The organism is Acinetobacter genomosp. 33YU (assembly GCF_001990725.1).
Taxonomy (GTDB): domain Bacteria; phylum Pseudomonadota; class Gammaproteobacteria; order Pseudomonadales; family Moraxellaceae; genus Acinetobacter; species Acinetobacter seifertii.
Genome location: NZ_LFZQ01000001.1, coordinates 107,169 through 127,390, shown reverse-complemented (window position 1 = coordinate 127,390; position 20,222 = coordinate 107,169). Strand labels below are relative to the sequence as shown.

21 protein-coding genes are annotated in these 20,222 nt (G+C 38.8%); 13 read left to right on the top strand and 8 right to left on the bottom strand.

The features are described 5' to 3' along the window. The first annotated feature begins 50 nt into the window (after positions 1–50). The 6 genes from rutA (at position 51) to AC056_RS00575 (ending at position 5,276) form a co-directional block, all read left to right on the top strand. The gene (gene rutA, locus AC056_RS00600) at positions 51–1,169 is read left to right on the top strand and encodes a pyrimidine utilization protein A (RefSeq protein WP_077162431.1); all 1,119 of its coding nucleotides are present in this window, start codon (positions 51–53) and stop codon (positions 1,167–1,169) included. Next, positions 1,166–1,918, top strand: a complete 753-nt coding sequence (gene rutB / locus AC056_RS00595; protein WP_077162430.1) for a pyrimidine utilization protein B — start codon at positions 1,166–1,168, stop codon at positions 1,916–1,918. The genes rutA and rutB overlap by 4 nt, the downstream gene beginning before the upstream one ends. Before the next feature lie 45 nt (positions 1,919–1,963). After that, on the top strand, positions 1,964–2,347 hold the full coding sequence (gene rutC, locus AC056_RS00590; protein ID WP_077162429.1) for a pyrimidine utilization protein C: 384 nt from the start codon (positions 1,964–1,966) through the stop codon (positions 2,345–2,347). 66 nt (positions 2,348–2,413) lie between these two features. Beyond that, complete coding sequence (gene rutF, locus AC056_RS00585) at positions 2,414–3,004, top strand: NADH-dependent FMN reductase RutF (RefSeq protein ID WP_077162428.1); 591 nt, start codon at positions 2,414–2,416, stop codon at positions 3,002–3,004. 31 nt (positions 3,005–3,035) lie between these two features. Then, positions 3,036–4,388 (top strand): pyrimidine utilization transport protein G, encoded by a 1,353-nt coding sequence (gene rutG / locus AC056_RS00580; protein WP_077162427.1) that lies wholly within the window; start codon positions 3,036–3,038, stop codon positions 4,386–4,388. Positions 4,389–4,403: 15 nt separating this feature from the next. Further along, complete coding sequence (locus AC056_RS00575; RefSeq protein WP_077162426.1) at positions 4,404–5,276, top strand: NAD(P)-dependent oxidoreductase; 873 nt, start codon at positions 4,404–4,406, stop codon at positions 5,274–5,276. A gap of 47 nt (positions 5,277–5,323) precedes the next feature. Here AC056_RS00575 and AC056_RS00570 read toward each other — a convergent pair whose 3' ends face one another. Next, positions 5,324–5,776, bottom strand: coding sequence for an SRPBCC family protein (locus tag AC056_RS00570; RefSeq protein WP_077162425.1), 453 nt, complete (start codon positions 5,774–5,776; stop codon positions 5,324–5,326). Between the two features lie 214 nt (positions 5,777–5,990). Between AC056_RS00570 and AC056_RS00565 the strand changes: the two genes are divergently transcribed. From AC056_RS00565 to AC056_RS00555, 3 genes are all read left to right on the top strand, one after another. After that, a complete protein-coding gene (locus AC056_RS00565; RefSeq protein ID WP_077162424.1) occupies positions 5,991–6,713 on the top strand; it encodes a YgfZ/GcvT domain-containing protein in 723 nt (240 codons plus the stop codon). A gap of 143 nt (positions 6,714–6,856) precedes the next feature. Beyond that, entirely contained in the window at positions 6,857–7,567 is a 711-nt protein-coding gene (locus tag AC056_RS00560) for a DsbC family protein (protein WP_077162423.1), read from the top strand. Positions 7,568–7,749: 182 nt separating this feature from the next. After that, entirely contained in the window at positions 7,750–8,574 is an 825-nt protein-coding gene (locus AC056_RS00555; RefSeq protein ID WP_077162422.1) for a tetratricopeptide repeat protein, read from the top strand. A gap of 34 nt (positions 8,575–8,608) precedes the next feature. Here the strand turns inward: AC056_RS00555 and AC056_RS00550 are convergent, their stop codons facing one another. From AC056_RS00550 to AC056_RS00535, 4 genes are all read right to left on the bottom strand, one after another. Next, on the bottom strand, positions 8,609–9,532 hold the full coding sequence (locus AC056_RS00550; protein ID WP_039253195.1) for an AEC family transporter: 924 nt from the start codon (positions 9,530–9,532) through the stop codon (positions 8,609–8,611). Positions 9,533–9,594: 62 nt separating this feature from the next. Continuing rightward, a complete protein-coding gene (locus tag AC056_RS00545) occupies positions 9,595–10,704 on the bottom strand; it encodes an NADH:flavin oxidoreductase/NADH oxidase (RefSeq protein WP_077162421.1) in 1,110 nt (369 codons plus the stop codon). A gap of 9 nt (positions 10,705–10,713) precedes the next feature. Further along, entirely contained in the window at positions 10,714–12,879 is a 2,166-nt protein-coding gene (locus AC056_RS00540; protein WP_139344608.1) for a TonB-dependent receptor family protein, read from the bottom strand. 132 nt (positions 12,880–13,011) lie between these two features. Further along, complete coding sequence (locus tag AC056_RS00535; protein ID WP_077162420.1) at positions 13,012–13,578, bottom strand: DNA-3-methyladenine glycosylase; 567 nt, start codon at positions 13,576–13,578, stop codon at positions 13,012–13,014. 75 nt (positions 13,579–13,653) lie between these two features. On the opposite strand from AC056_RS00535, the gene mutM reads away from it, so the two are divergent. Then, the gene (mutM, locus tag AC056_RS00530; RefSeq protein ID WP_077162419.1) at positions 13,654–14,478 is read left to right on the top strand and encodes a bifunctional DNA-formamidopyrimidine glycosylase/DNA-(apurinic or apyrimidinic site) lyase; all 825 of its coding nucleotides are present in this window, start codon (positions 13,654–13,656) and stop codon (positions 14,476–14,478) included. Positions 14,479–14,497: 19 nt separating this feature from the next. Then, positions 14,498–14,788: a peptidylprolyl isomerase gene (locus AC056_RS00525; protein ID WP_002051379.1), complete on the top strand. Its 291-nt coding sequence runs from the start codon at positions 14,498–14,500 to the stop codon at positions 14,786–14,788. A 10-nt stretch (positions 14,789–14,798) separates the two neighbouring features. Here the strand turns inward: AC056_RS00525 and AC056_RS00520 are convergent, their stop codons facing one another. Beyond that, positions 14,799–15,152 (bottom strand): gamma-glutamylcyclotransferase family protein, encoded by a 354-nt coding sequence (locus AC056_RS00520; protein WP_077162418.1) that lies wholly within the window; start codon positions 15,150–15,152, stop codon positions 14,799–14,801. Positions 15,153–15,379: 227 nt separating this feature from the next. Here AC056_RS00520 and AC056_RS00515 point away from each other — a divergent pair, with 227 nt between their 5' ends. Further along, positions 15,380–16,081, top strand: coding sequence for a hypothetical protein (locus AC056_RS00515; protein WP_004705745.1), 702 nt, complete (start codon positions 15,380–15,382; stop codon positions 16,079–16,081). A 51-nt stretch (positions 16,082–16,132) separates the two neighbouring features. On the opposite strand, the gene mscL is transcribed toward AC056_RS00515, so the two are convergent. Then, complete coding sequence (gene mscL, locus AC056_RS00510) at positions 16,133–16,564, bottom strand: large conductance mechanosensitive channel protein MscL (RefSeq protein WP_004705743.1); 432 nt, start codon at positions 16,562–16,564, stop codon at positions 16,133–16,135. A 257-nt stretch (positions 16,565–16,821) separates the two neighbouring features. After that, positions 16,822–18,657 (bottom strand): translational GTPase TypA, encoded by a 1,836-nt coding sequence (typA, locus tag AC056_RS00505; protein WP_004705742.1) that lies wholly within the window; start codon positions 18,655–18,657, stop codon positions 16,822–16,824. Between the two features lie 178 nt (positions 18,658–18,835). Between typA and AC056_RS00500 the strand changes: the two genes are divergently transcribed. Then, the gene (locus AC056_RS00500; RefSeq protein WP_077162417.1) at positions 18,836–20,194 is read left to right on the top strand and encodes a uracil-xanthine permease family protein; all 1,359 of its coding nucleotides are present in this window, start codon (positions 18,836–18,838) and stop codon (positions 20,192–20,194) included. The last annotated feature ends 28 nt before the right edge of the window (positions 20,195–20,222 follow it).

Genomic DNA, 20,222 nt, shown 5'->3' with positions numbered 1-20,222 from the left:
TCTTTTATAACTTTCAGTTCGACTTGCTAAACTCACGATGGGGAATCAAGATGAAGATCGGCGTTTTTTGTCCAATTGGAAATAATGGCTGGCTGCTTTCAGAAAATGCGCCGCAATATAAACCTACCTTTGAGTTAAACAAACAAATTGTACAACGTGCTGAATACTACGGTTTTGACTTTGCCCTTTCCATGATTAAATTGCGTGGCTTTGGCGGAAAAACTGAGTTTTGGGACTATAACCTTGAAACATTTACCCTCATGGCAGGTCTCGCTGCTGTCACCAGTAAAATTCAAATTTATGCAACTGCAGCAACACTAGTCATGCCTCCTGCAATTGTGGCACGTATGGCATCGACCATAGACTCGATTTCCAACGGTCGCTTTGGACTAAACGTCGTGACTGGATGGCAAATGCCTGAATATTCCCAAATGGGTATGTGGCCCGGCGATGAATATTTTGCTAAACGCTATGACTACTTATCTGAATATGTCGAAGTTTTACGTGAACTTTGGGCAACCGGGAAGTCAGACCTAAAAGGCGAGTTTTTCCAGATGAATGATTGTCAGGTCAAACCACAGCCTCAAGCTGATATGAAAATTATCTGTGCAGGACAGTCTGATGCTGGTTTAGCTTTTTCCGCAAAATATGCCGATTACAACTTTGTTTTTGGAAAAGGTTTAAACACACCGACAGCCTATGCCGAAATTAATGATCGTTTAAAAGCTCAAACTGACAAAACTGGACGCAATGTACAGACCTATGTGTTGTTTATGGTAATTGCAGCCGAAACAGATGCTGCTGCAATGCAGAAATGGCAACACTATAACGATGGTGCGGACATGGAAGCTATTCGTTGGCTACAAGACCAAGGTGCAAAAGATAAAGTGTCTGGCACTGACACCAATATTCGTCACATGGCCTCTAGTGTTTCTCCAGTCAATATCAATATGGGCACCATTGTTGGCTCTTTTAAAAATGTCGCAAAAATGCTTGATGAGATTGCCGAGATTGAAGGTACAGAAGGAATTTTGTTGACCTTTGATGACTTTGTACAAGGTGTAGAAGATTTTGGTCAACGCATTCAACCGCTCATGAAATGTCGTGAAAGTGTCGTTACCGAACTGGCAGAGCAAGCCGAACCAACTGTTTTGGAGAAAAGCGCATGAATGAAATGTCTAATATTGTGTGTGCAGAATTCACGTCACAGATCGGTACAGGCAAAGTATTAAAAGCAGAACCTGAACATATTCAACTAGCAGCAGAACAAACTGCACTTGTTGTCATTGATATGCAAAATGCCTACACCTCTTTAGGTGGGTATTTAGATTTAGCAGGTTTTGATGTTTCAAAGACTAAGCCTGTAGTCGAAAATATTAAAAAGGCGATCGATGCTGCACATAGTGCAGGGATTCAGGTCATCTATTTCCAAAATGGTTGGGATAAAAACTACGTCGAAGCCGGTGGTTTAGGTTCACCAAATTTTCATAAATCCAATGCTTTAAAAACCATGCGTAAACGCCCCGAGTTACAAGGCCAACTTTTATCTAAAGGTGGTTGGGACTTTGCTTTAATTGATGAGTTACAACCACTTCCACAAGACATCATTATTGAAAAGCCACGTTATAGCGGTTTCTTTAACACCGCGCTCGACAGCATTTTACGTGCTCGTGGCATTCGTAATTTGGTCTTTGTAGGTATTGCCACCAATGTCTGTGTCGAGTCGACCTTGCGTGATGGTTTCTTTTTGGAATATTTCGGCGTTGCACTTAAAGATGCTTGCTATCAAGCCGGACCTCAAGAGGCTCACGACGCAGCGCTATATAACATTAAAACTTTTTTTGGCTGGGTATCTGACACCAATAACTTTATTGAAACCTTTGGTTCGGCCTCAGCATTACTACAGCAATCTGCCTAATTCATACATTTAATTTTATCTAAAATTTTTGATTTGGAGCATCTTATGTCTAAACAAGTTGTTATCCCTAAAGGAACATCGGCACCACTTGCACCCTATGTTCCTGCAACCAAAGCAGACAATATTGTGTATGTCTCAGGCACATTAGCTTTTGATGAAAATAATAATGTGGTCTGTATTGGTGATGCTGCAGGACAAACTCGCCATATTTTAGAAACGATCAAAAAAGTGATTGAAACTGCGGGTGGCACCATGGATGACGTAACGTTCAATTCCATTTTCATTAAAGATTGGGCGGACTATACCGCAGTGAATAAGGTATATGCCGAATACTTTCCGAGTGACAAACCTGCTCGCTTTTGTATCCAGTGCGGCTTGGTGAAACCCGATGCTTTAATTGAGATTGCATCGATTGCCCATGTGGGATAAGCGATGTCACTGATAAAAACCTTCAGCATCATCACTAATGTGATGTTTTAGCCTCGATTCATTGTAATGATCATGAATTGGGGTTGGAGAGCAATCATGCAAAAAACAGAAGAGAAACAGGTTTTAACTCCATCTACGATTCAGCAGGCTCAAACATGCTCAACACACTTAGAAGTAGATCAGCATACTTTTAGACAAGGCATGGCAAATCTTGGAGCAGCAGTGAATGTCATCACGACAGATGGGCCTGCGGGAAAGGCTGGCTTTACAGCCTCCGCTGTATGTAGCGTAACAGATACACCGCCGACACTATTGGTTTGTCTCAACCGCTCAGCATCCGTTTTTAATACTTTTAAACAAAATGAGGTACTTTGTGTCAATACTTTAGCTGCCCATCAAAGTACGCTATCTACAATTTTCGGTGGAAAAACACCAATGCCAGAACGCTTTGCTCATGGGGAATGGAGCAAGCTACTCACTGGTTCTCCGATTTTGAATGAGGCCTTGGTATCATTTGATTGTGAAATTGTACAAAGCATGAGTATCGGTAGTCATGATGTCTTGTTTTGTTCGGTCAAAGCAATGAAACACCAAAGTGGACTTAATGCACTTATGTACTTCAACCGCAATTATTGCGAATTACAAACAGCATGCTAATGCAGATAAAAAATGAAAAAGAGGATCTGTTATGCGAACAAAAGAATCTTGGTTTCCTAAATTTAAGCCGCACACAGGTAATTTAGAAACTCCCGTACAAATTGATGAATATCTTCCTCCTGGTAAAAGTATTGTTTTGGGGTTACAACATGCTTTTGCGATGTTCGGAGCAACTGTTTTAGCCCCGTTACTCATGGGCTTTGATCCGAACCTCACCATTTTTATTACTGGTATTGGCACCATCTTGTTCTTTTTAATGACAGGTGGGCGTATGCCTAGCTATCTCGGATCAAGCTTCGCCTTTATTGGCGCAGTCGCAGCCGCTACAGGCTATGCAGGGGTTGGAGCAAATCCAAATTTAGCTGTGGCGCTGGGCGGTACAATCATTTGCGGTTTGATTTATGCATGCATCGGTTTAATTGTGATGAAAACTGGAACTGCATGGATTGAAAAACTCATGCCACCCGTGGTCACTGGTGCAATTGTGATGATTATTGGTTTAAACCTTGCACCTGTAACAATTAAAAGCGTTTCGACAAATAGCTTTGACACGTGGATGGCAGTCATTACCATTTTATGCATTAGTGCCGTTGCTGTTTTTACAAGAGGTATGATTCGCCGCCTTCTATTACTCATCGGGCTCATCAGTGCTTATTTTATTTATTTTCTACTCACCAATATCTTAGGGTTAGGCAAACCCATCGATTTTAATGCGATCAGTCAAGCTGCATGGTTTGGCCTACCCACTTTTCACTCACCTGTTTTTAATGCCAAAGCTATTTTATTGATTGCACCTGTTGCGCTTATTTTAGTCGCTGAAAACTTAGGACATTTCAAAGCTGTTTCTGCCATGACAGAACGTAATTTATCGCCATATATGGGTCGTGCTTTTTTTTCAGATGGTATTTGTACAAGTTTATCAGCTTCTGTTGGTGGTACAGGTATGACGACTTATGCCGAAAATATTGGTGTGATGGCTGTAACTAAAGTCTATTCAACGACTATTTTTGTGGTTGCGGGAGTATTTGCAATTCTACTCGGTCTATCTCCCAAATTTGGAGCAATCATTAGCACCATTCCTGTTGCTCTATTAGGCGGTGCATCCATTGTTGTCTTTGGTTTAATTACTGTAGCTGGAGCAAAAATTTGGATCGATAACAAAGTTGATTTCACTAAAAATAGTACTTTAATCATTGCAGCAGTCAGCTTGATTATGGGTGCTGGTAATTTAAGTCTACATATTGGGCCATTTGACTTAGGGGGTATTGGAACTGCGACACTTGCAGCAATTGTGCTTAACCTATTACTCAACAGAACGGAAAAATCCGAAAGTCAATCTATTGAAAAATCAGTAGAACCGCTTAATTCTGTCCCACACCTTTAATTTTGGAGAAACTCCTTGATTCAAAGTGCTTCATTTATCGGTTTAGGTGCAATGGGATGGCACATGGCTTCCCATTTAACCCAAGTATGTAGCCAAGTCTATGTTTGGAATCGTACTTTTGCCAAAGCAAAGCAACATGAACAAACCTTTGGTACGCAGGCTGTAGACCTGACACAAGCTCTGCAAGCAGATATTATCTTTTCATGCCTACCGACTAGCCAAGATGTAGAAAATTTAATTGCGGATTCTCAACTAAAACAAGGCTGTATTTGGGTAGACTGCACTAGCGGTGTGCCAGAGACTGCAAGAAAACTCAGTCAACAGCTCAAATTAAGTGGAGTTGATTATTTAGATGCACCAGTTTCAGGACAAACGATTGGGGCTGAACGAGGAACTCTCACGGTAATGGTCGGAGGTAACGAGTCTGCTTTTAAAAGAGCAAAACCAATCATTCAAGCATTTGCTAATTTAGTTGAATATGTCGGCGAAAGCGGTGCTGCTTTTGCAGTAAAAGCTATCAATAACACACTAATGGCAACACATCTTTGGGCGCTAGCAGAGGGTTTGAGCATTCTTAAATCTCAAGGCGTAAATTTACATTCCGCAATGAACTGCATTAACCACTCTAGTGGCAAAAGCAATGTTTCAGAGCATATTATGATGCAACGTGTTTTAAGCCGTAAATTTGAAAAAACTTTTGCTTTAGATTTATTACAAAAAGATATTGGGATAGCACTAAATTTAGTTACTCAAAATAATTTAGAACTTCCAGCTTTTAGTCTAATTCAACAACAGTTTAATCAGGTTTCCAGACCTGATGCACAACAAGTCGATTTTTCAGCCATAGTTAAATTATTGGAACAACAAAACCAATTAGAGCTATGTTAAGAGTAAGTCTTACGACCTACTCTTTTTTTTAGAAAAATAAAATTCTTTTACTGATCTGGAATCGCAGCTTCCACCAAAAGTGCCAATAACGACAAAGACTCTTGCCATCCTAAATAGCATGCCTCTACAGGAATAACTTCGGGTATTCCTTCTTGAGTAATATGCACCTCCGTGCCGACCAGTACAGTCTTTAATGTAATAGTCACCTGCATCGTACCAGGTAATTTTGCATCATCGAATTGATCGTTATAACGAATTAATTCATTTGGAATGAGCTCAACATAAGTTCCGCCAAATGAATGTGTTGATCCTGTCGAAAAGTTAGTAAAACTCATTTTGTATGAGCCACCTACATTTGAATCAAAACTATGAACTTTCGCAGTAAAGCCGTGAGGAGCCATCCACTTAACTAAAGCATCTGGGTCTAGAAATGCACGATAAACACGTTCAGTAGGTGCTTTAAATACGCGATGTAATTTTACTGTACCTGTTGCCATGATCTTCTCCTTATTTTTAATTCCATTTAAGTTATAGAAATAATGTTTACTAGCTTAAACTTTAGAAAGTGTTTTAACGTATATTTTTGGTGTTTTTTCAACCTAATTAGCTTATTTTAAACAAAACTAAATTACGAAAACTAAGGCTGATTTTTTAGTAAAAATGGAGCAAAATAGTCAGCAATCATAATGAAACATATTGAATTTGAGATTAATCATGAGTCTGCTCGCTTTCTCCTCTTATGCATTAAACGGTGTAGATGCACAGAAGTTTTTACAAGGTCAAGTGACTGTCGATACTGAGCGTTTAGCTGAAAATGAAACACGCTATACAGCCATTTGTGATCTTAAAGGCCGTATTCACTTTGGCCTGTGGCTGAAAAAGCTGAACGCTGAAAGTTTTGAGATTGTTGTTACTCAAGATCAAGCTGAAGAGTTCGCTAAGCATATTAAAAAATATGGCGCATTTTCAAAAATGACTTTAAGTGAACAAGGCGTAGTGTTTCCAAAAGTTGTAAATGGACACACTGAGTTCAGCTCTGCAGAAACTGATGTTTCCGAATGGCAAAAACAAGCCATCATGACGGGGCAAGCATGGATTGCTCAAGCGACCGAACATGAGTTCCAACCACAAGAATTACGTTTACATCAACGTGAAGGCGTAAATTACGATAAAGGCTGTTACTTAGGTCAAGAAATTGTGGCGCGCCTTTGGTTTAAAGCAAAACCAAAACACTGGTTGCATCTAGTTCAAGGTACAGGTGAAGTACCTGCTCCAGCTACTCAATTAAATAACGATATTGAAGTAGTAAATAGTACTCAAACCACTGACGGATATATTGCGTTGGTTGTTGCAAAACCAGCCGCTCTAGCTGAACTCGGTCTTCAAGTCCTCGATTTGCCAGAAGCATTAAGTGGTGATGTGGCTAGACCACAGTAATTATATTTAGTAAATAAAAGCCCGTGGAGACTCTATGGGCTTTTTTATAGATACAAAATTCTAATAAATTCATTTAATTAGGGCATCAATTTTTTAATTTTTCTATGCCATCATAATCTAGGTTGAAATCTAAGAGAAAAAATATGAAAACTAAACTTGCTACACTCATGTTGAGTTTGGCTTTTTTCGGTTCTGCTCATGCTGATGTGAAAACACTTGAACAAAATCTGAAGACAAATTATCCAGACTTACCTGTAAAAGGTGTTTATCAATCACCTGTGCAAGGTATTTATGAAGTGTATACAAGCGGTCGTATTGTTTATACCAATCAAGATGCTAAATACTTTTTTGTAGGCAATTTAGTTGATATCAAACAACAAAAAAATATGACAGAAGAACGAATTGCCGAATTGGGTAAAATTGATGTCAAAAGCCTCCCCCTAAATCAGGCGATAAAATATGTAAAAGGTAAAGGTGAGCGTACTCTTTATATTTTCAGTGACCCAGATTGCCCTTACTGTCAGCGTTTAGAACAAAACATGGTTGGGGTGGATAACGTAACGGTATATGTATTCTTATATCCGCTGACCAGCTTGCACCCAAATGCTGAAAAAGTTGCAAATCAAATCTGGTGTTCAAAGAATCCGTCTGAAGCTTGGACCAGCTATATGCTTAATCGCAAATTGCCGACGAATAGCAAAAGTTGCTCAAGCCCAATTCAAAAGAATATCGCTTTAGGCCAAAAATTAAATATCGATGGAACACCAACCCTGTTCTTGCAAGATGGACAAAGAATCTCAGGTGTACCAAGTGATGCAAAACAAATTGAAGCATTACTTAAGTCAGCTAAATAAGTCTATATGCCACTCTCTTAGCTAGAGTGGCATATCATTTTTCTCCACAGTTTGCTTTATGTACATCGTTTTATATACAAATCGGCTGTTTACTTTCATGCATCACTATTTATGATGAGAAGTTAAGTTGATTCAATACATCGACGGAATGATGTAGCTACGAAGTAAAAGGTTAAAAAGAAATGAAAAAATTACTCATCGCCAGCCTAATCGCCATTTCAAGTTCGTCCATCTTTGCGGCAGACAATACAGCATCTGTGGCAAAAAATGATGTCTTTAAACAGGCAGAACAACTGTATGCAGCAAAAAATTATCCTGCTGCCTTTCAAGAAGTCCAGCGTCTTGCACAGACAGGAAATGCTCAAGCGATCTATAACTTAGGCTATATGACGCAAATGGGCCAAGGTACCGCCAAAGATAATGCTAAAGCTCTGAAATATTATGAAGATGCCTCAAACAAAGGTTATGCTCAGGCCAGTTATAGACTTGCGCAAATTTATGAAACTGGTGAGTTAGGCGTTGCAAAAGATAGTAATAAATTTAGCCAATATGTACAGAAAGCATCAGCTCAAGGTTCTGATGATGCAACGGTAAAAATTGCGACCATTTTATTTGCTCAGAAAAAGCCACAGTCTCATCAAATTGCCCTTCAAAAGTTAGCGCCTTTAATCAGAAAAGGTAACTATCCAGCTACTCAGGTGAAAGCACTTTATGATATTAGCCAAGGTGTCGAAAATAAAAATCCGTTAATGAAACGCCAAGGCATTGAAGCATTACAAGCAATCGCCCAAAAAGGTTATGCGCCAGCATCTATGGCTTTAGCGACCATGATGGCGAATGGCAATATCATTCCACAAAATTTACCTGAGGCCAAAAAGATCTTTACTGAACTTGCCAATCAAAATGTTCCTAACGCTAGAGAATCTTTAGCTTCGGTTGATAAGATTATTGCAGAAAAAAGTAAACAGGCTGCAAATGCTCCCGCACAGCCAGCACCAAAAAAATAGTAAAGAAACAATAGCCCCGTATGGGGCTTTTGTTTTACCACCACAAAGCGATAAGCCCACTTACTCCAATAAAACCAATAATGGTACTTATCAATAAAGGTGTTAACGCCTTTTCATTTAAACCGTATGCTTGTCCAAAAATACCAAAAGCAATTGGCATCGGCAGCGCTGCAATTAATGTTCCTGCATAAAGCATTTCACGGCTTACATTTGGCAATAAAAGAAACAATCCAAAAATCACAGCTGGCATAAGAATGACATTAAACCCAGCTAACAATATACTTTGTAAATTCACGGCGGTAATTCCTATACCAACCAAACTGCCGCCAATAGCAAATAATGCTAAAGGTGAGGCTGTCTTTCCTAACAGTTCTAAAGCTTGCCCAAGTTTTGAAGGCAGATGAATGCCGAGTAAAATACAGCTCATGCCAACCAAAATTGCAATAATTACAGGGTTTTTAAGTAAATTAATAAATGTCTTTTTCAGCAAAGGAAAAAGCTGTTGCTGTTGATGTAATCCCGCTTCAGCCAAAATGAGCATTAAAGCGACGATTAATAAATTTTCAATAATTAAAGTTAAAGATATATAGATTGCAGCATGACTACCCATGAGCATGGTCAAAATAGCGGTACCCATAAATCCTGTATTTGACATGGAAGCACCCATCGATATGACTGCACTATGGGTTAGGCTATTTTTAAAAAGCTTTCGATAAATAATAAAAGCAAGAAAAAACAAGATTAAAGAGCCGCCACCATAAGCAATAAAATAAGCTGGGTGCCAAATCTCTTGTAAGTTTTTATTGGCTAAAGACTGAATTAAAAATGCAGGAAGAGCAATTTTAATAACAAATGCGCTCAGGGCCCTAATCTGCTCAGGTGTTACCAATTTAATGAGGACACTGCAGTACCCCATCAACAATAAAATCAAAATTGGTAAAATTACCTGAAAAACCACAGAATGCTCCCTCACTCATCTGAAAATAAAAACGGGCAAATCTTAATTTGCCCGCTGATCAACTAAAAAGAATCAAAAAGCTGTTTTAATCCATGTGGTTGACAACGCAAATACTGAGGTGCAATTTTAACTTTTGCTCCCAATGTAGCTGCTGCATGCCACGGCCAACGCGGGTCATATAACATAGCACGAGCAAGGCCAATTGCATCAGCTTGCTGAGTTTCTAAAATTTGTTCAGCATGTTCTGGCTCGGTAATCAGTCCTACTGCAATCACAGGAATAGACACATGCTTCTTAACCTGTTCGGCAAACGGAACTTGGTAGCCCGCTCCAATGGTAATATTTTGATGTTCATGTAAACCACCGCTAGACACATGAATATAAGCGGCTCCCAGTTGCTCTAAAGCTTTTGATAACCCAACTGTAGATTCAATATCCCATTGTTCATTGCCATCCATCCAGTCCGTTGCAGATAGACGTACTCCTACTGGATAGCCTTCAGGCACCGCGAGTTTAATTGCCTGAAGTACTTCAAGCGCCATACGCATACGGTTTTCTAAAGAACCACCATATTCATCTGTGCGTTGATTCGCTATTGGCGATAAAAATTGATGCAATAAGTAACCATGTGCTGCATGTACTTCGATTAGCTCAAAGCCAGCTTCTACTGCACGTTTTGCAGCAGCAGCAAAGTCTTGTTGAACTTGTTTAATTTCATCGATTGTTAATGCATGTGGCGCAGCATCGTGAACTGAAAAGGTACTTGTACTTGGGGCAACCGTTTGCCAGCCATGTGGCTGATTTTTTGCAATTTGGCCTTTACCCAACCAAGGCTTTTCAGTCGATGCTTTACGTCCAGCATGCGCTAACTGAATTCCAAATGGCATAGGAGAAAGTGTTTTAACTTTCCCCAATAAAGTTTTGATCTGGTCACCTTGTTGGTCATTCCAAAGTCCAAGATCTGCGTAACTAATTCGACCTTCCGCTTGTACAGCCGTAGCTTCCACAATACATAGCCCAGCTCCTGACAATGCGTAATTTGCCCATTGCTGCTCATGCCAATAGGTAATTTCACCATCATCTGTTGCCGAATACTGACACATTGGGGCAATTACAATTCTATTGACCAGTTGTAGCGAATCAAAATTAACCGTTTCAAATAATTTTGCCATTTTAAATTCCTAGAATTGTTTAATTACACGTAAACCTGCACTCCAGTTACGCCCATCCGCAGGCTCAAAGTAACGATCATTACCATCATTTACAATCACTGAACCCGCATAGTTTTTATCAAATAGGTTATCTACACGAGCAAAGCTTTTGACTTTCCAATCGCCTAAATCCCATGCATAACCAATATTTGCTGAAGTTACACTGTAGCTCGGTGCTGCGTCACTGTTGGTATCATTCACGTATACTTTGTCCATATACTGTACTTCTACACCACCATATAAACCGTGCGATGGCTGCCATGCCAAAGAGGCATAAGCTTGGTTTTTAGCAATACCTGGAATCGCATTTCCTGATGGAATTTGAGCAATATTTCCTAAAGCTGGAATATCAGCATCAAAAGTTGCATCTAAATAGGCATAGCTTGCAGTCGCTGTTAAATCTCGCCACAACTTTTTGTTCCACGCAAACTCTACCCCTTCACGTAAAGTTTTATCTGCGTTACGGAAGGTAGAACGTCCGTTTGAGCTTCCTGCTGAAACAATGTCATTTTTGGTTTTAGTTTGAAAAACTGCCAAAGTAAAATCACCTAATTGGTTTTGTGATTTTAAACCAGCTTCATAGGTATCACTGGTCGATGGTTTTAAATCAAAATTAAAACCTGACTTTGACGTATCAGTTTGATAAGCCATTTCAGTAAAGGTCGGTGTTTCAAATCCTTTGGCATAACTCATATAAGCCATGAGTTCAGGTAAAATTTGCCAGCTTAAAGCGGCAGAAGGTAAAACTTTATCGTAATCGGTCTTCCCACTATCGTCGCCATTACTTAAATAGTTATCTTTAGATTTGTAATGGACATTGCTATAGCGTACGCCCGTGTCTAAACGCCATGTAGGTAAGAACTGCCATGAAGCTTGTAAATATGGGTCGATATTCCACAAAGTATTGTCTTCATCACGACGTAATTTACCTTTAACACCGTAAGAAGGCTGACCATTTACTAAGTTAAAATTTTCATAACCTTTACGGTCTTCATCCATCGCATCGAGTGCAACACCAACACTTACAGTAGTATTTGGAAGTAACTCTTTACCCGTCCAACGGAAATCAGCACCATAATAATTACGATCAAAATCAATCACACCACCCGCATGATTAGGATTTGCTTGGCCTGTATAAATAGGCTTACCATCCTTTAATGTTACGTCGCCTTTTGGAATGGATTGATATTGAGTAACTTGACGATTACCCAAATATGCCATGGCATAGAGTTCATTTTTATCATTAATTGGCTTAGACCATGTCACCCCTGTTTGGGTTTGCTCAATGTCTTTACGGACATTAAATTGCTTTAAAAAAGGCACTTGTTGCTTTGGGTTCGCATTCCACTGGTCATGTGTTAAACCTTGCGGATCATCTGCATTGATTTTGACATAGTTAGTCACCCAGTTGATTTTGCTACCATCATCAAGGTTCCAACTGAGCTTGGCGTTATTTAAGATTTTATCTGCACCGCTATGATCTCGGTAACCATCCGTATCGAAGTACGATGAACTAATAATATAGCTTGGTTCATTCGCACCCTTTGCCCCACCTTGTAGTACTAACCCTGCTCGGCTTTTATTGTGGCTGCCTCCCGAATAGCTCAGCTCGATTGAGTCTTTCCCTTGCCCTTCTTTAGTAGAAGTTAAAATTGTCCCACCCGATGAGTTTCCATATAGTGAAGAAAAAGGTCCGGTTAGAACTTCAACATGATCGAGACTACTTAAATCGATATTAGACGTTTGACCCTGTCCATCTGGCATTGTTGCGGGAATACCATCCACATATAGACGAATACCACGGACACCAAAAGTAGAACGTGCACCAAAACCACGCATAGATAGCTGTAAATCTTGCGCATAATTTTCACGATTACGAATCTGTAAGCTCGGTATACCTTTCACAACTTCAGTCAAATTCACTTGTGAAGAACTATCAGCTTGAGGTGCATCTATTCGAAAAACTGAAGCAGGTGTTTGTAAGTAAGTGGTATCGGTACGCGTTGCTTCCACATGTAAAGTAGGCAATTTGGCAACGTCTGAATTTAGGTCTTCTGCCCATACAATTGGACTAGAAATACAGCCCATACTCATCAAAATACAGTAATGAAGTCGGTCTAAGCGTAATAAGGACATGCTTATTTCCTTTATTTATATTGTAGTTATGATAACAAAAAGCAGTGCTTTGTCTGGATATTGAATTCAATCCACATAGTTGTAAATTTAGAACACTATTTCATTATTTAAAAATTAATTTCTAAATTTGGATTATCGACTTAACGAAGGATGATCTTTCCAGCAATATCGTTCAGGCCAGTCTTTTGCTTCTTCAGCATAGTCAATTCCAATACGTGGCGTTAAAACAACCTCTGGTTGTGTAGTAGCTGCTTCAATCCATAGTCCAGATTCTTCACCTAGAGTCTGGCCTTTTAAACTACGGTCAATACCCAAATAACGTGTCAGTTTGCCCGGCCCAGCTAAAAGCTTATATTCTTTTTTGGTTGAAGCATTACTTAAAAATACAGACCGAATCATTACTCCCTCAGGCACACCTTCTGTTTGAGTAATAATATTAAGCATTTCATACATGCCATAAATTAGGTAGACGTAAATCGTACCACCATGGCTATACATTACCTCAGTTCGAGCTGTGCGTTTATCATTGTAACTATGGCAAGCTTTATCTCGAACGCCCAAATAAGCTTCTGTTTCACTAATTGTGCAACGGATAACTTGACCATCAGGCTGCCGCTTACACAATACGCAGCCGATCAAATCATAAGCCACTTCTGAAGTTTCTCGTTGAAACCAGCTTAATGGTAAAATATCTGACATAGTATTCTCTGAAATATTACATACCACACGTTATACTTGATTAATCCAGTATATCTGTTAATTCTGCGAGTTGGCATGCCTGAGTTACCCGAAGTCGAAACCACCAAAACCAGTTTATTTCCCTTATTGAATCAAAAAGTTCTAAGTGTTGAAGTACGTAATCCAAGCTTACGCTGGCCTATACCAGACGACATTCAAAAACTCGTTGGGCAACGTCTCATTGGGTTAAATCGACGTTCAAAATATATTCTGGCAGAGTTTGAACAAAATCAAATGCTCTGGCATTTAGGCATGTCAGGAAGTTTTCGTCTCACCGAACCAAATGATGAACTAAGAAAACATGACCACCTGATTATTCAATTTGAAGATCAGCAGTTACGTTACCATGACCCACGCCGTTTCGGTTGCATCCTTTGGCTTAATTCGGAAACTCAAGGCAAACTCATAGATACTTTGGGGCCAGAGCCTTTAAGTACTGACTTTCATGCAGAATATTTAGCTTCTAAGCTCAAGAATAAATCTGTCGGCACAAAAATTGCACTCATGGATAATCATGTAGTGGTTGGTGTAGGCAATATCTATGCAACTGAAAGCTTATTTAATGTAGGCATTCACCCAGCTCAGCCTGCTGGCGATTTGACTATGCAGCAGATTGAGAAACTGGTTGTCGAGATTAAACGAATTTTGAAATCGGCAATTGATTTAGGTGGCTCGACTTTACGTGATTACAGTAATGCCATGGGTGAAAATGGTTATTTCCAGCAAACACTTCTGGCTTATGGTCGTGCTGGAGAAATGTGTGTTAACTGTGAAACCACATTAGAAAACTTAAAACTCGGTCAGCGTGCCAGTGTATTTTGCCCACAGTGCCAACCACTTAAAAAGCTGAGAAAGCCTTAATTTTTTGGAGGAAGACAACATGCAAACAGCAATTGTCCGACATATTTTAGTCAAAGATAAAGACTTAGCTGAACAGCTAAAAAAGAAACTACAAAGTGGTGCAGACTTTGCCAAACTTGCCAAGCAATATTCCACCTGCAATTCAGCTAAACGTGGCGGTGAACTTGGCGAAGTTAAAAAAGGTCAATTAGTACCTGTTATCGACAAAGTTGTCTTTACAGCTGCTGAACGCGTGTTGCAAGGTCCTATTAAAAGCCAGTTTGGCTATCATCTTTTAGAAGTTAAATTCCGAATGGGCAGCTTACGCTGATTCCATTAATTTAATTATGGTTTTCATTAGATTGAGCCTGTGCATTCATTTGATATGTCCAGGCTTTAATATATTCACCCGACTCTAGTTTTACATCTGCGATGACACGCTGGTATTGAAAACCTTCAAAATCATCCAGCATCTGCCAGTTTTCAGCAAGTTTTTCTGTGCTAAACACATAACCATCTATCCAATCGGCTTGCGAATCTAACTCAAGTGCTTTTAAACCCTTGTCTGGACCCCAATCTAAAATATGAATCACGCCTCTTACACTGGCTTTTATCCAGTGACCATCGATTTGTTCTAAAATATGAGCATTAACTTGATTCGGACATAAAGTGCCATATACAAATAGCTGATTCATAATAACTTACCTTTACTAATATAAGTTTAATATTAATATCCTTTAAAAATTAGTCTTCTAAGATAACTTAAATGCAAAAAGACTATTAAGAATACTCTCATTTTGGTATTCTTTAAGCATAAAATAAATTGTATTTTACAAGCTAATAAAATGAATTATAAGTAGTTTTAGTTTAATGAATTTATTTTTAACTTTAATAAATATTTTACTTATCTAAGGAATTTTAAATGGGGATGTACACATATGTATCTTTACGAGTTTGGGTGCATGAAGAAAAACGCCCAGCTAATCGTGATGAAACACGTAAGATCATTCAAGCGTTATATGATGATGCACAATCAAATTCACATCATGAAGCTGAATATGCCTTTAATTTAGATGGTAACTCTGAAAATGAAGTAAAATGGTATAGCCTTGAAAAAGATATGCTTAATTTTAGCCAGAAATATCCTGAATACAGTTTTATTGTACAAGAGGAAGGGACTGGAGAGTTTGAAGGTAGTTATAATTTTAATACTTACTTCCAAGGTAATAGTTACCAATACGATCAATATTTTTATTTATTAGATTTCATTGATTTTGACTATTATGTCGAAGATTTATTTAACAAAAATTTTACTCTCTTTAACAATATTAAAGAAATTAAAGAAAATTTAATTATTAAACAAAATGATAAAACCCTTAAAATTTATATCCCTACAGTAACTGAACAACAGTCTGATCGAGTACACAGGATTTTAGAGTTTCAGGCTCAAAAAGATTTTTCAAAACTTGGCATAAATGTTTCTAAATATCATAACGATGAGCCTTCTAATTCTATACTAATTGAATATTACTTACAGAATTGTACAGATAATCAAACTACTCAAGATATTATTTCTAATTGCTATGAAATTACTGAAAGATTCTTAATTGGAGAAGTTCGATAAAATAACTATAAAAAACGGTACGCTAGGTACCGTTTTTTATTTGAAATCTGCTTAAGCTTTCTTTTTCAACTCATCACGAATTTCGCGCAATAATTGCACGTCTTCAGGCGTTGCAGCTGGAGCTTCTGGCTCATTCTTATCACGGCGAAGTCTGTTTAATAATTTCACCATTAAGAATACAACCCAAGCTAAAATAAGGAAGTTAATTAAAATGGTCAGGAAGTTACCATAAGTTAATACATTGACACCTGCCTTTTGTAAGGCATCCAAAGACTGTAAATTGTTAGGGTTTGCACCCAACACAATGAATTTTTGTGTAAAATCAACGCCACCGCCAGTAATTACACTGATAATTGGCATGATAATATCTTTCACCAAAGAGTCCACGATTTTGCCAAAAGCACCACCAATAATCACACCAATGGCTAAATCCATCATATTGCCTTTAATGGCAAATTCTTTAAATTCTTGAATAATACTCATCTAAACATCTCCAGATGTCGGGGGGTCGAAACACGTCATATTTTTCTTTTTCATTGGCATCTTATCGAATTAGATAGTACTCGCCATGATATTGATAATTTAATATTTTTATCAAAAAAAAGAAAACTATCTCACACTTTAACAACATATTCGTTTATAAGAAAAATATGAATTTAAGGTTAATTTAATTTCAAATATAACAATTAAAAAAACCGCTAAATTAATTTAGCGGTTTTTTCTTTTTCAATTAAGAAAAATTATTTATCACGGTTACGTTTACGTTCGTTTTCAGTCAAGTAACGTTTACGGATACGGATTGATTTAGGTGTTACTTCTACTAACTCGTCATCTTCAATGAATTCAAGCGCTTGTTCAAGCGTATATTCAATTGCAGGTACTAAAGTTAAAGCATCATCTGTACCAGATGCACGAACGTTAGTTAATTGTTTCGCTTTAGTTGGGTTTACAACCATATCGTCTGAACGAGAGTTAATACCCACGATCATACCTTCGTAAACTTCTAACTGTGGCTTAGCAAATAAACGACCACGGTCTTGTAAGCTGAACAATGCATAGCCCAAGCAAGTACCTTGAACCATAGAAATCAACACACCGTTTTGACGCTTCGCAACAGTACCTTGTTTAACAGGACCATAATGCGAGAAGCTTGAAGTCATGATCCCTGTACCAGAAGTCATGGTCAAGAATTCAGAACGGAAACCGATTAGACCACGTGAAGGCACAGTCGCTTCAATACGGATACGGCCTTTACCGTCAACTTCCATATTAGTCATTTCGCCTTTACGGTGACCCATTTGTTCCATTACAGCACCTTGATGCTGTTCTTCAACGTCAAACGTTACGTTTTCGTAAGGTTCTTGTCTTTCACCATCAATTTCTTTGATGATTACTTGTGGACGTGATACGCCCATTTCAAAACCTTCACGACGCATGTTTTCAATTAAAACTGAAAGGTGAAGTTCACCACGGCCAGATACTTTGAAACGGTCTGGACTGTCAGTGTCTTCAACACGTAAAGCTACGTTATGAATTAATTCGCGATCAAGACGTTCACGGATATTACGTGAAGTTACGAATTTACCTTCTTTACCAGCAAACGGAGAGTTGTTTACTTGGAAAGTCATAGATACTGTAGGTTCATCTACAGATAAAGCTGGTAATGCTTCAACATTTTTCGGATCACAGATCGTGTCAGAAATGTTAAGTGCATCAATACCAGTAATACATACGATGTCACCAGCAGATGCTGAATCTACATCAATACGCTCTAAACCGTGGTAACCCATGATTTTTAAAATACGACCGTTACGTGTATTGCCATCTTTGTCAATTACAGTAACAGGAGTGTTTAATTTTACTGAACCACGTTGAATACGACCAACACCGATAACGCCTACGAAGCTGTTATAGTCAAGTGATGAAATCTGCATTTGGAATGGACCATCAACGTCAACTGCTGGTGGCTCAACGATGTCTACAATCGTTTCGAACAACGGAGTCATGTCTTCTGCAAGTTCTTCAGGAGCTGGACCCGCTACACCACGTAAACCTGATGCATAAACGATTGGGAAATCTAATTGCTCATCAGTTGCACCTAGGTTATCAAACAAATCAAATACTTGATCGATTACCCAATCTGGACGTGCACTTGGTTTATCAACTTTGTTGATAATAACGATTGGCTTCAAACCACGAGCAAAGGCTTTTTGCGTTACAAAACGAGTTTGTGGCATTGGGCCTTCTTGAGAGTCAACAAGAAGTAATACGCAGTCAACCATCGACATAACACGTTCTACTTCACCACCGAAGTCGGCGTGTCCCGGGGTGTCCACGATGTTGATACGGTAAGTTGTATCAGTACGCTTATCCAACCAAGTAATAGAAGTGTTTTTCGCTAGGATGGTAATACCACGTTCACTTTCAAGCGCATTCGAGTCCATGACACGCTCAATCTCGCCTGCTCGGTCACCGAGAGCACCTGATTGCTGAAGTAGTTTATCGACAAGTGTGGTTTTCCCGTGGTCGACGTGCGCAATAATTGCGATATTACGGAGATTTTTGATATCTGACATGAAAATTAGAAACGCCTGAAATTTGAGGGCAAATTATACAGAAAAACACTACTCTTGAGTAGTGACAGTTTATTGACATTGACAAAAAAATTTCCCAATAGCCTGTATTTCGTTTTGTAAAGATAGGTATCTCGATTAGAATAGCGCCAATTTGCGAAATTGTGGCGTATTTACTCCCATGTCCAATCAACCATCATCAGACCATCTTGACCTTGTTTATGGATTAGATGATCGACCAAAACCCTTCGTGGCTTTTCTAGCTGCTTTTCAACATTTGCTTGCAATTATTGTCCCAATTATTACACCTGGGCTTCTTATTTGTTTAGCTTTGGGTGTTTCACGTACCGAAACCAACATGATTTTATCCATGTCTTTGGTCATTTCAGGAATTGCAACTTTCTTACAATGCAAAAAAGTTGGTCCTTTCGGTGCAGGTCTACTGATTGTTCAAGGTACTAGTTTTAACTTTATTGGTCCAATTATTGGTATTGGGAGTGCAATGGTTGCCGCAGGTACACCAGTAAATCAGGTTATGGCTGCTATTTTTGGTGTGGTGATTGCCGGTTCATTTATTGAAATGGGTGTGTCACAAATTCTGCCATGGGTAAAAAGACTTATTACTCCGCTTGTGACAGGTATTGTTGTACTGCTGATTGGCTTAACACTTATTAAAGAAGGCCTCATTAGTATGGGTGGTGGTTACCAAGCTATGCAAGATCATACTTTTGCAAGTTCTGATAACCTTATAATGTCTTGTACAGTTCTAGCTATTATTATTGTTTTAAATCGCATACGCGTAGTATGGATTAAAAGCTCGGCTATTTTGATTGCTTTGGTTATTGGCTACATTCTTGCTGGTTTCATGGGGTACCTAGATTTTTCTGGTCTAAAAGACGCTCCTGTTATTCAAATTCCGACACCTATGCACTTTGGCTTAAGCTTCTCATGGGGCTTATTTATTCCAATGGCATTCATTTATCTGGTGACTTCATTAGAAGCAATTGGTGATGTCACAGCAACAAGTAAACTTTCAAACCAACCTGTAGATGGCCCACAGTGGATGCAACGCATCAAAGGTGGTGTGTTAGTGAATGGTGCAAACTCTTTACTTGCAGGATTATTTAACACTTTCCCTAGTTCTGTTTTTGCTCAAAATAATGGCGTAATTCAACTCACTGGTGTGGCGAGTCGTTACGTGGGGATCTGGATTGCTGCTTTACTCATTATATTAGGTCTATTCCCTGCTGTAGCGGGTGTAATACAAGCTGTACCACAAGCAGTATTAGGCGGAGCAGTTATGGTGATGTTTGGTGCGGTTGCTGCCTCAGGCATTAACATTCTTTCATCTATTCACTTAGACCGTCGTGCCCTTTTAATTATCGCGATTTCACTTGCACTAGGTTTAGGGGTTGCTCAAGTTCCTCAAATTTTGGAACACTTACCAGAATTATTTAAAAATATTTTTAGTTCTGGCGTAGCAACAGGCGGTATTGCGGCATTAATTTTAAATGTTGTACTTCCTGAAACACACAAATAACCCATTTTTATTTTTTGATTACTGCCCA

What these genes read in the sequence shown, in the direction of transcription:
- rutA (WP_077162431.1), top strand. Translation starts at nt 51, where the DNA reads ATGAAGATCGGCGTTTTTTGTCCAATTGGAAATAATGGCTGGCTGCTT.
- rutB (WP_077162430.1), top strand. Translation starts at nt 1,166, where the DNA reads ATGAATGAAATGTCTAATATTGTGTGTGCAGAATTCACGTCACAGATC.
- rutC (WP_077162429.1), top strand. Translation starts at nt 1,964, where the DNA reads ATGTCTAAACAAGTTGTTATCCCTAAAGGAACATCGGCACCACTTGCA.
- rutF (WP_077162428.1), top strand. Translation starts at nt 2,414, where the DNA reads ATGATCATGAATTGGGGTTGGAGAGCAATCATGCAAAAAACAGAAGAG.
- rutG (WP_077162427.1), top strand. Translation starts at nt 3,036, where the DNA reads ATGCGAACAAAAGAATCTTGGTTTCCTAAATTTAAGCCGCACACAGGT.
- AC056_RS00565 (WP_077162424.1), top strand. Translation starts at nt 5,991, where the DNA reads ATGAGTCTGCTCGCTTTCTCCTCTTATGCATTAAACGGTGTAGATGCA.
- AC056_RS00560 (WP_077162423.1), top strand. Translation starts at nt 6,857, where the DNA reads ATGAAAACTAAACTTGCTACACTCATGTTGAGTTTGGCTTTTTTCGGT.
- AC056_RS00555 (WP_077162422.1), top strand. Translation starts at nt 7,750, where the DNA reads ATGAAAAAATTACTCATCGCCAGCCTAATCGCCATTTCAAGTTCGTCC.
- AC056_RS00545 (WP_077162421.1), bottom strand. Translation starts at nt 10,704, where the DNA reads ATGGCAAAATTATTTGAAACGGTTAATTTTGATTCGCTACAACTGGTC.
- AC056_RS00540 (WP_139344608.1), bottom strand. Translation starts at nt 12,879, where the DNA reads ATGTCCTTATTACGCTTAGACCGACTTCATTACTGTATTTTGATGAGT.
- AC056_RS00535 (WP_077162420.1), bottom strand. Translation starts at nt 13,578, where the DNA reads ATGTCAGATATTTTACCATTAAGCTGGTTTCAACGAGAAACTTCAGAA.
- mutM (WP_077162419.1), top strand. Translation starts at nt 13,654, where the DNA reads ATGCCTGAGTTACCCGAAGTCGAAACCACCAAAACCAGTTTATTTCCC.
- AC056_RS00525 (WP_002051379.1), top strand. Translation starts at nt 14,498, where the DNA reads ATGCAAACAGCAATTGTCCGACATATTTTAGTCAAAGATAAAGACTTA.
- AC056_RS00520 (WP_077162418.1), bottom strand. Translation starts at nt 15,152, where the DNA reads ATGAATCAGCTATTTGTATATGGCACTTTATGTCCGAATCAAGTTAAT.
- AC056_RS00515 (WP_004705745.1), top strand. Translation starts at nt 15,380, where the DNA reads ATGGGGATGTACACATATGTATCTTTACGAGTTTGGGTGCATGAAGAA.
- mscL (WP_004705743.1), bottom strand. Translation starts at nt 16,564, where the DNA reads ATGAGTATTATTCAAGAATTTAAAGAATTTGCCATTAAAGGCAATATG.
- typA (WP_004705742.1), bottom strand. Translation starts at nt 18,657, where the DNA reads ATGTCAGATATCAAAAATCTCCGTAATATCGCAATTATTGCGCACGTC.
- AC056_RS00500 (WP_077162417.1), top strand. Translation starts at nt 18,836, where the DNA reads ATGTCCAATCAACCATCATCAGACCATCTTGACCTTGTTTATGGATTA.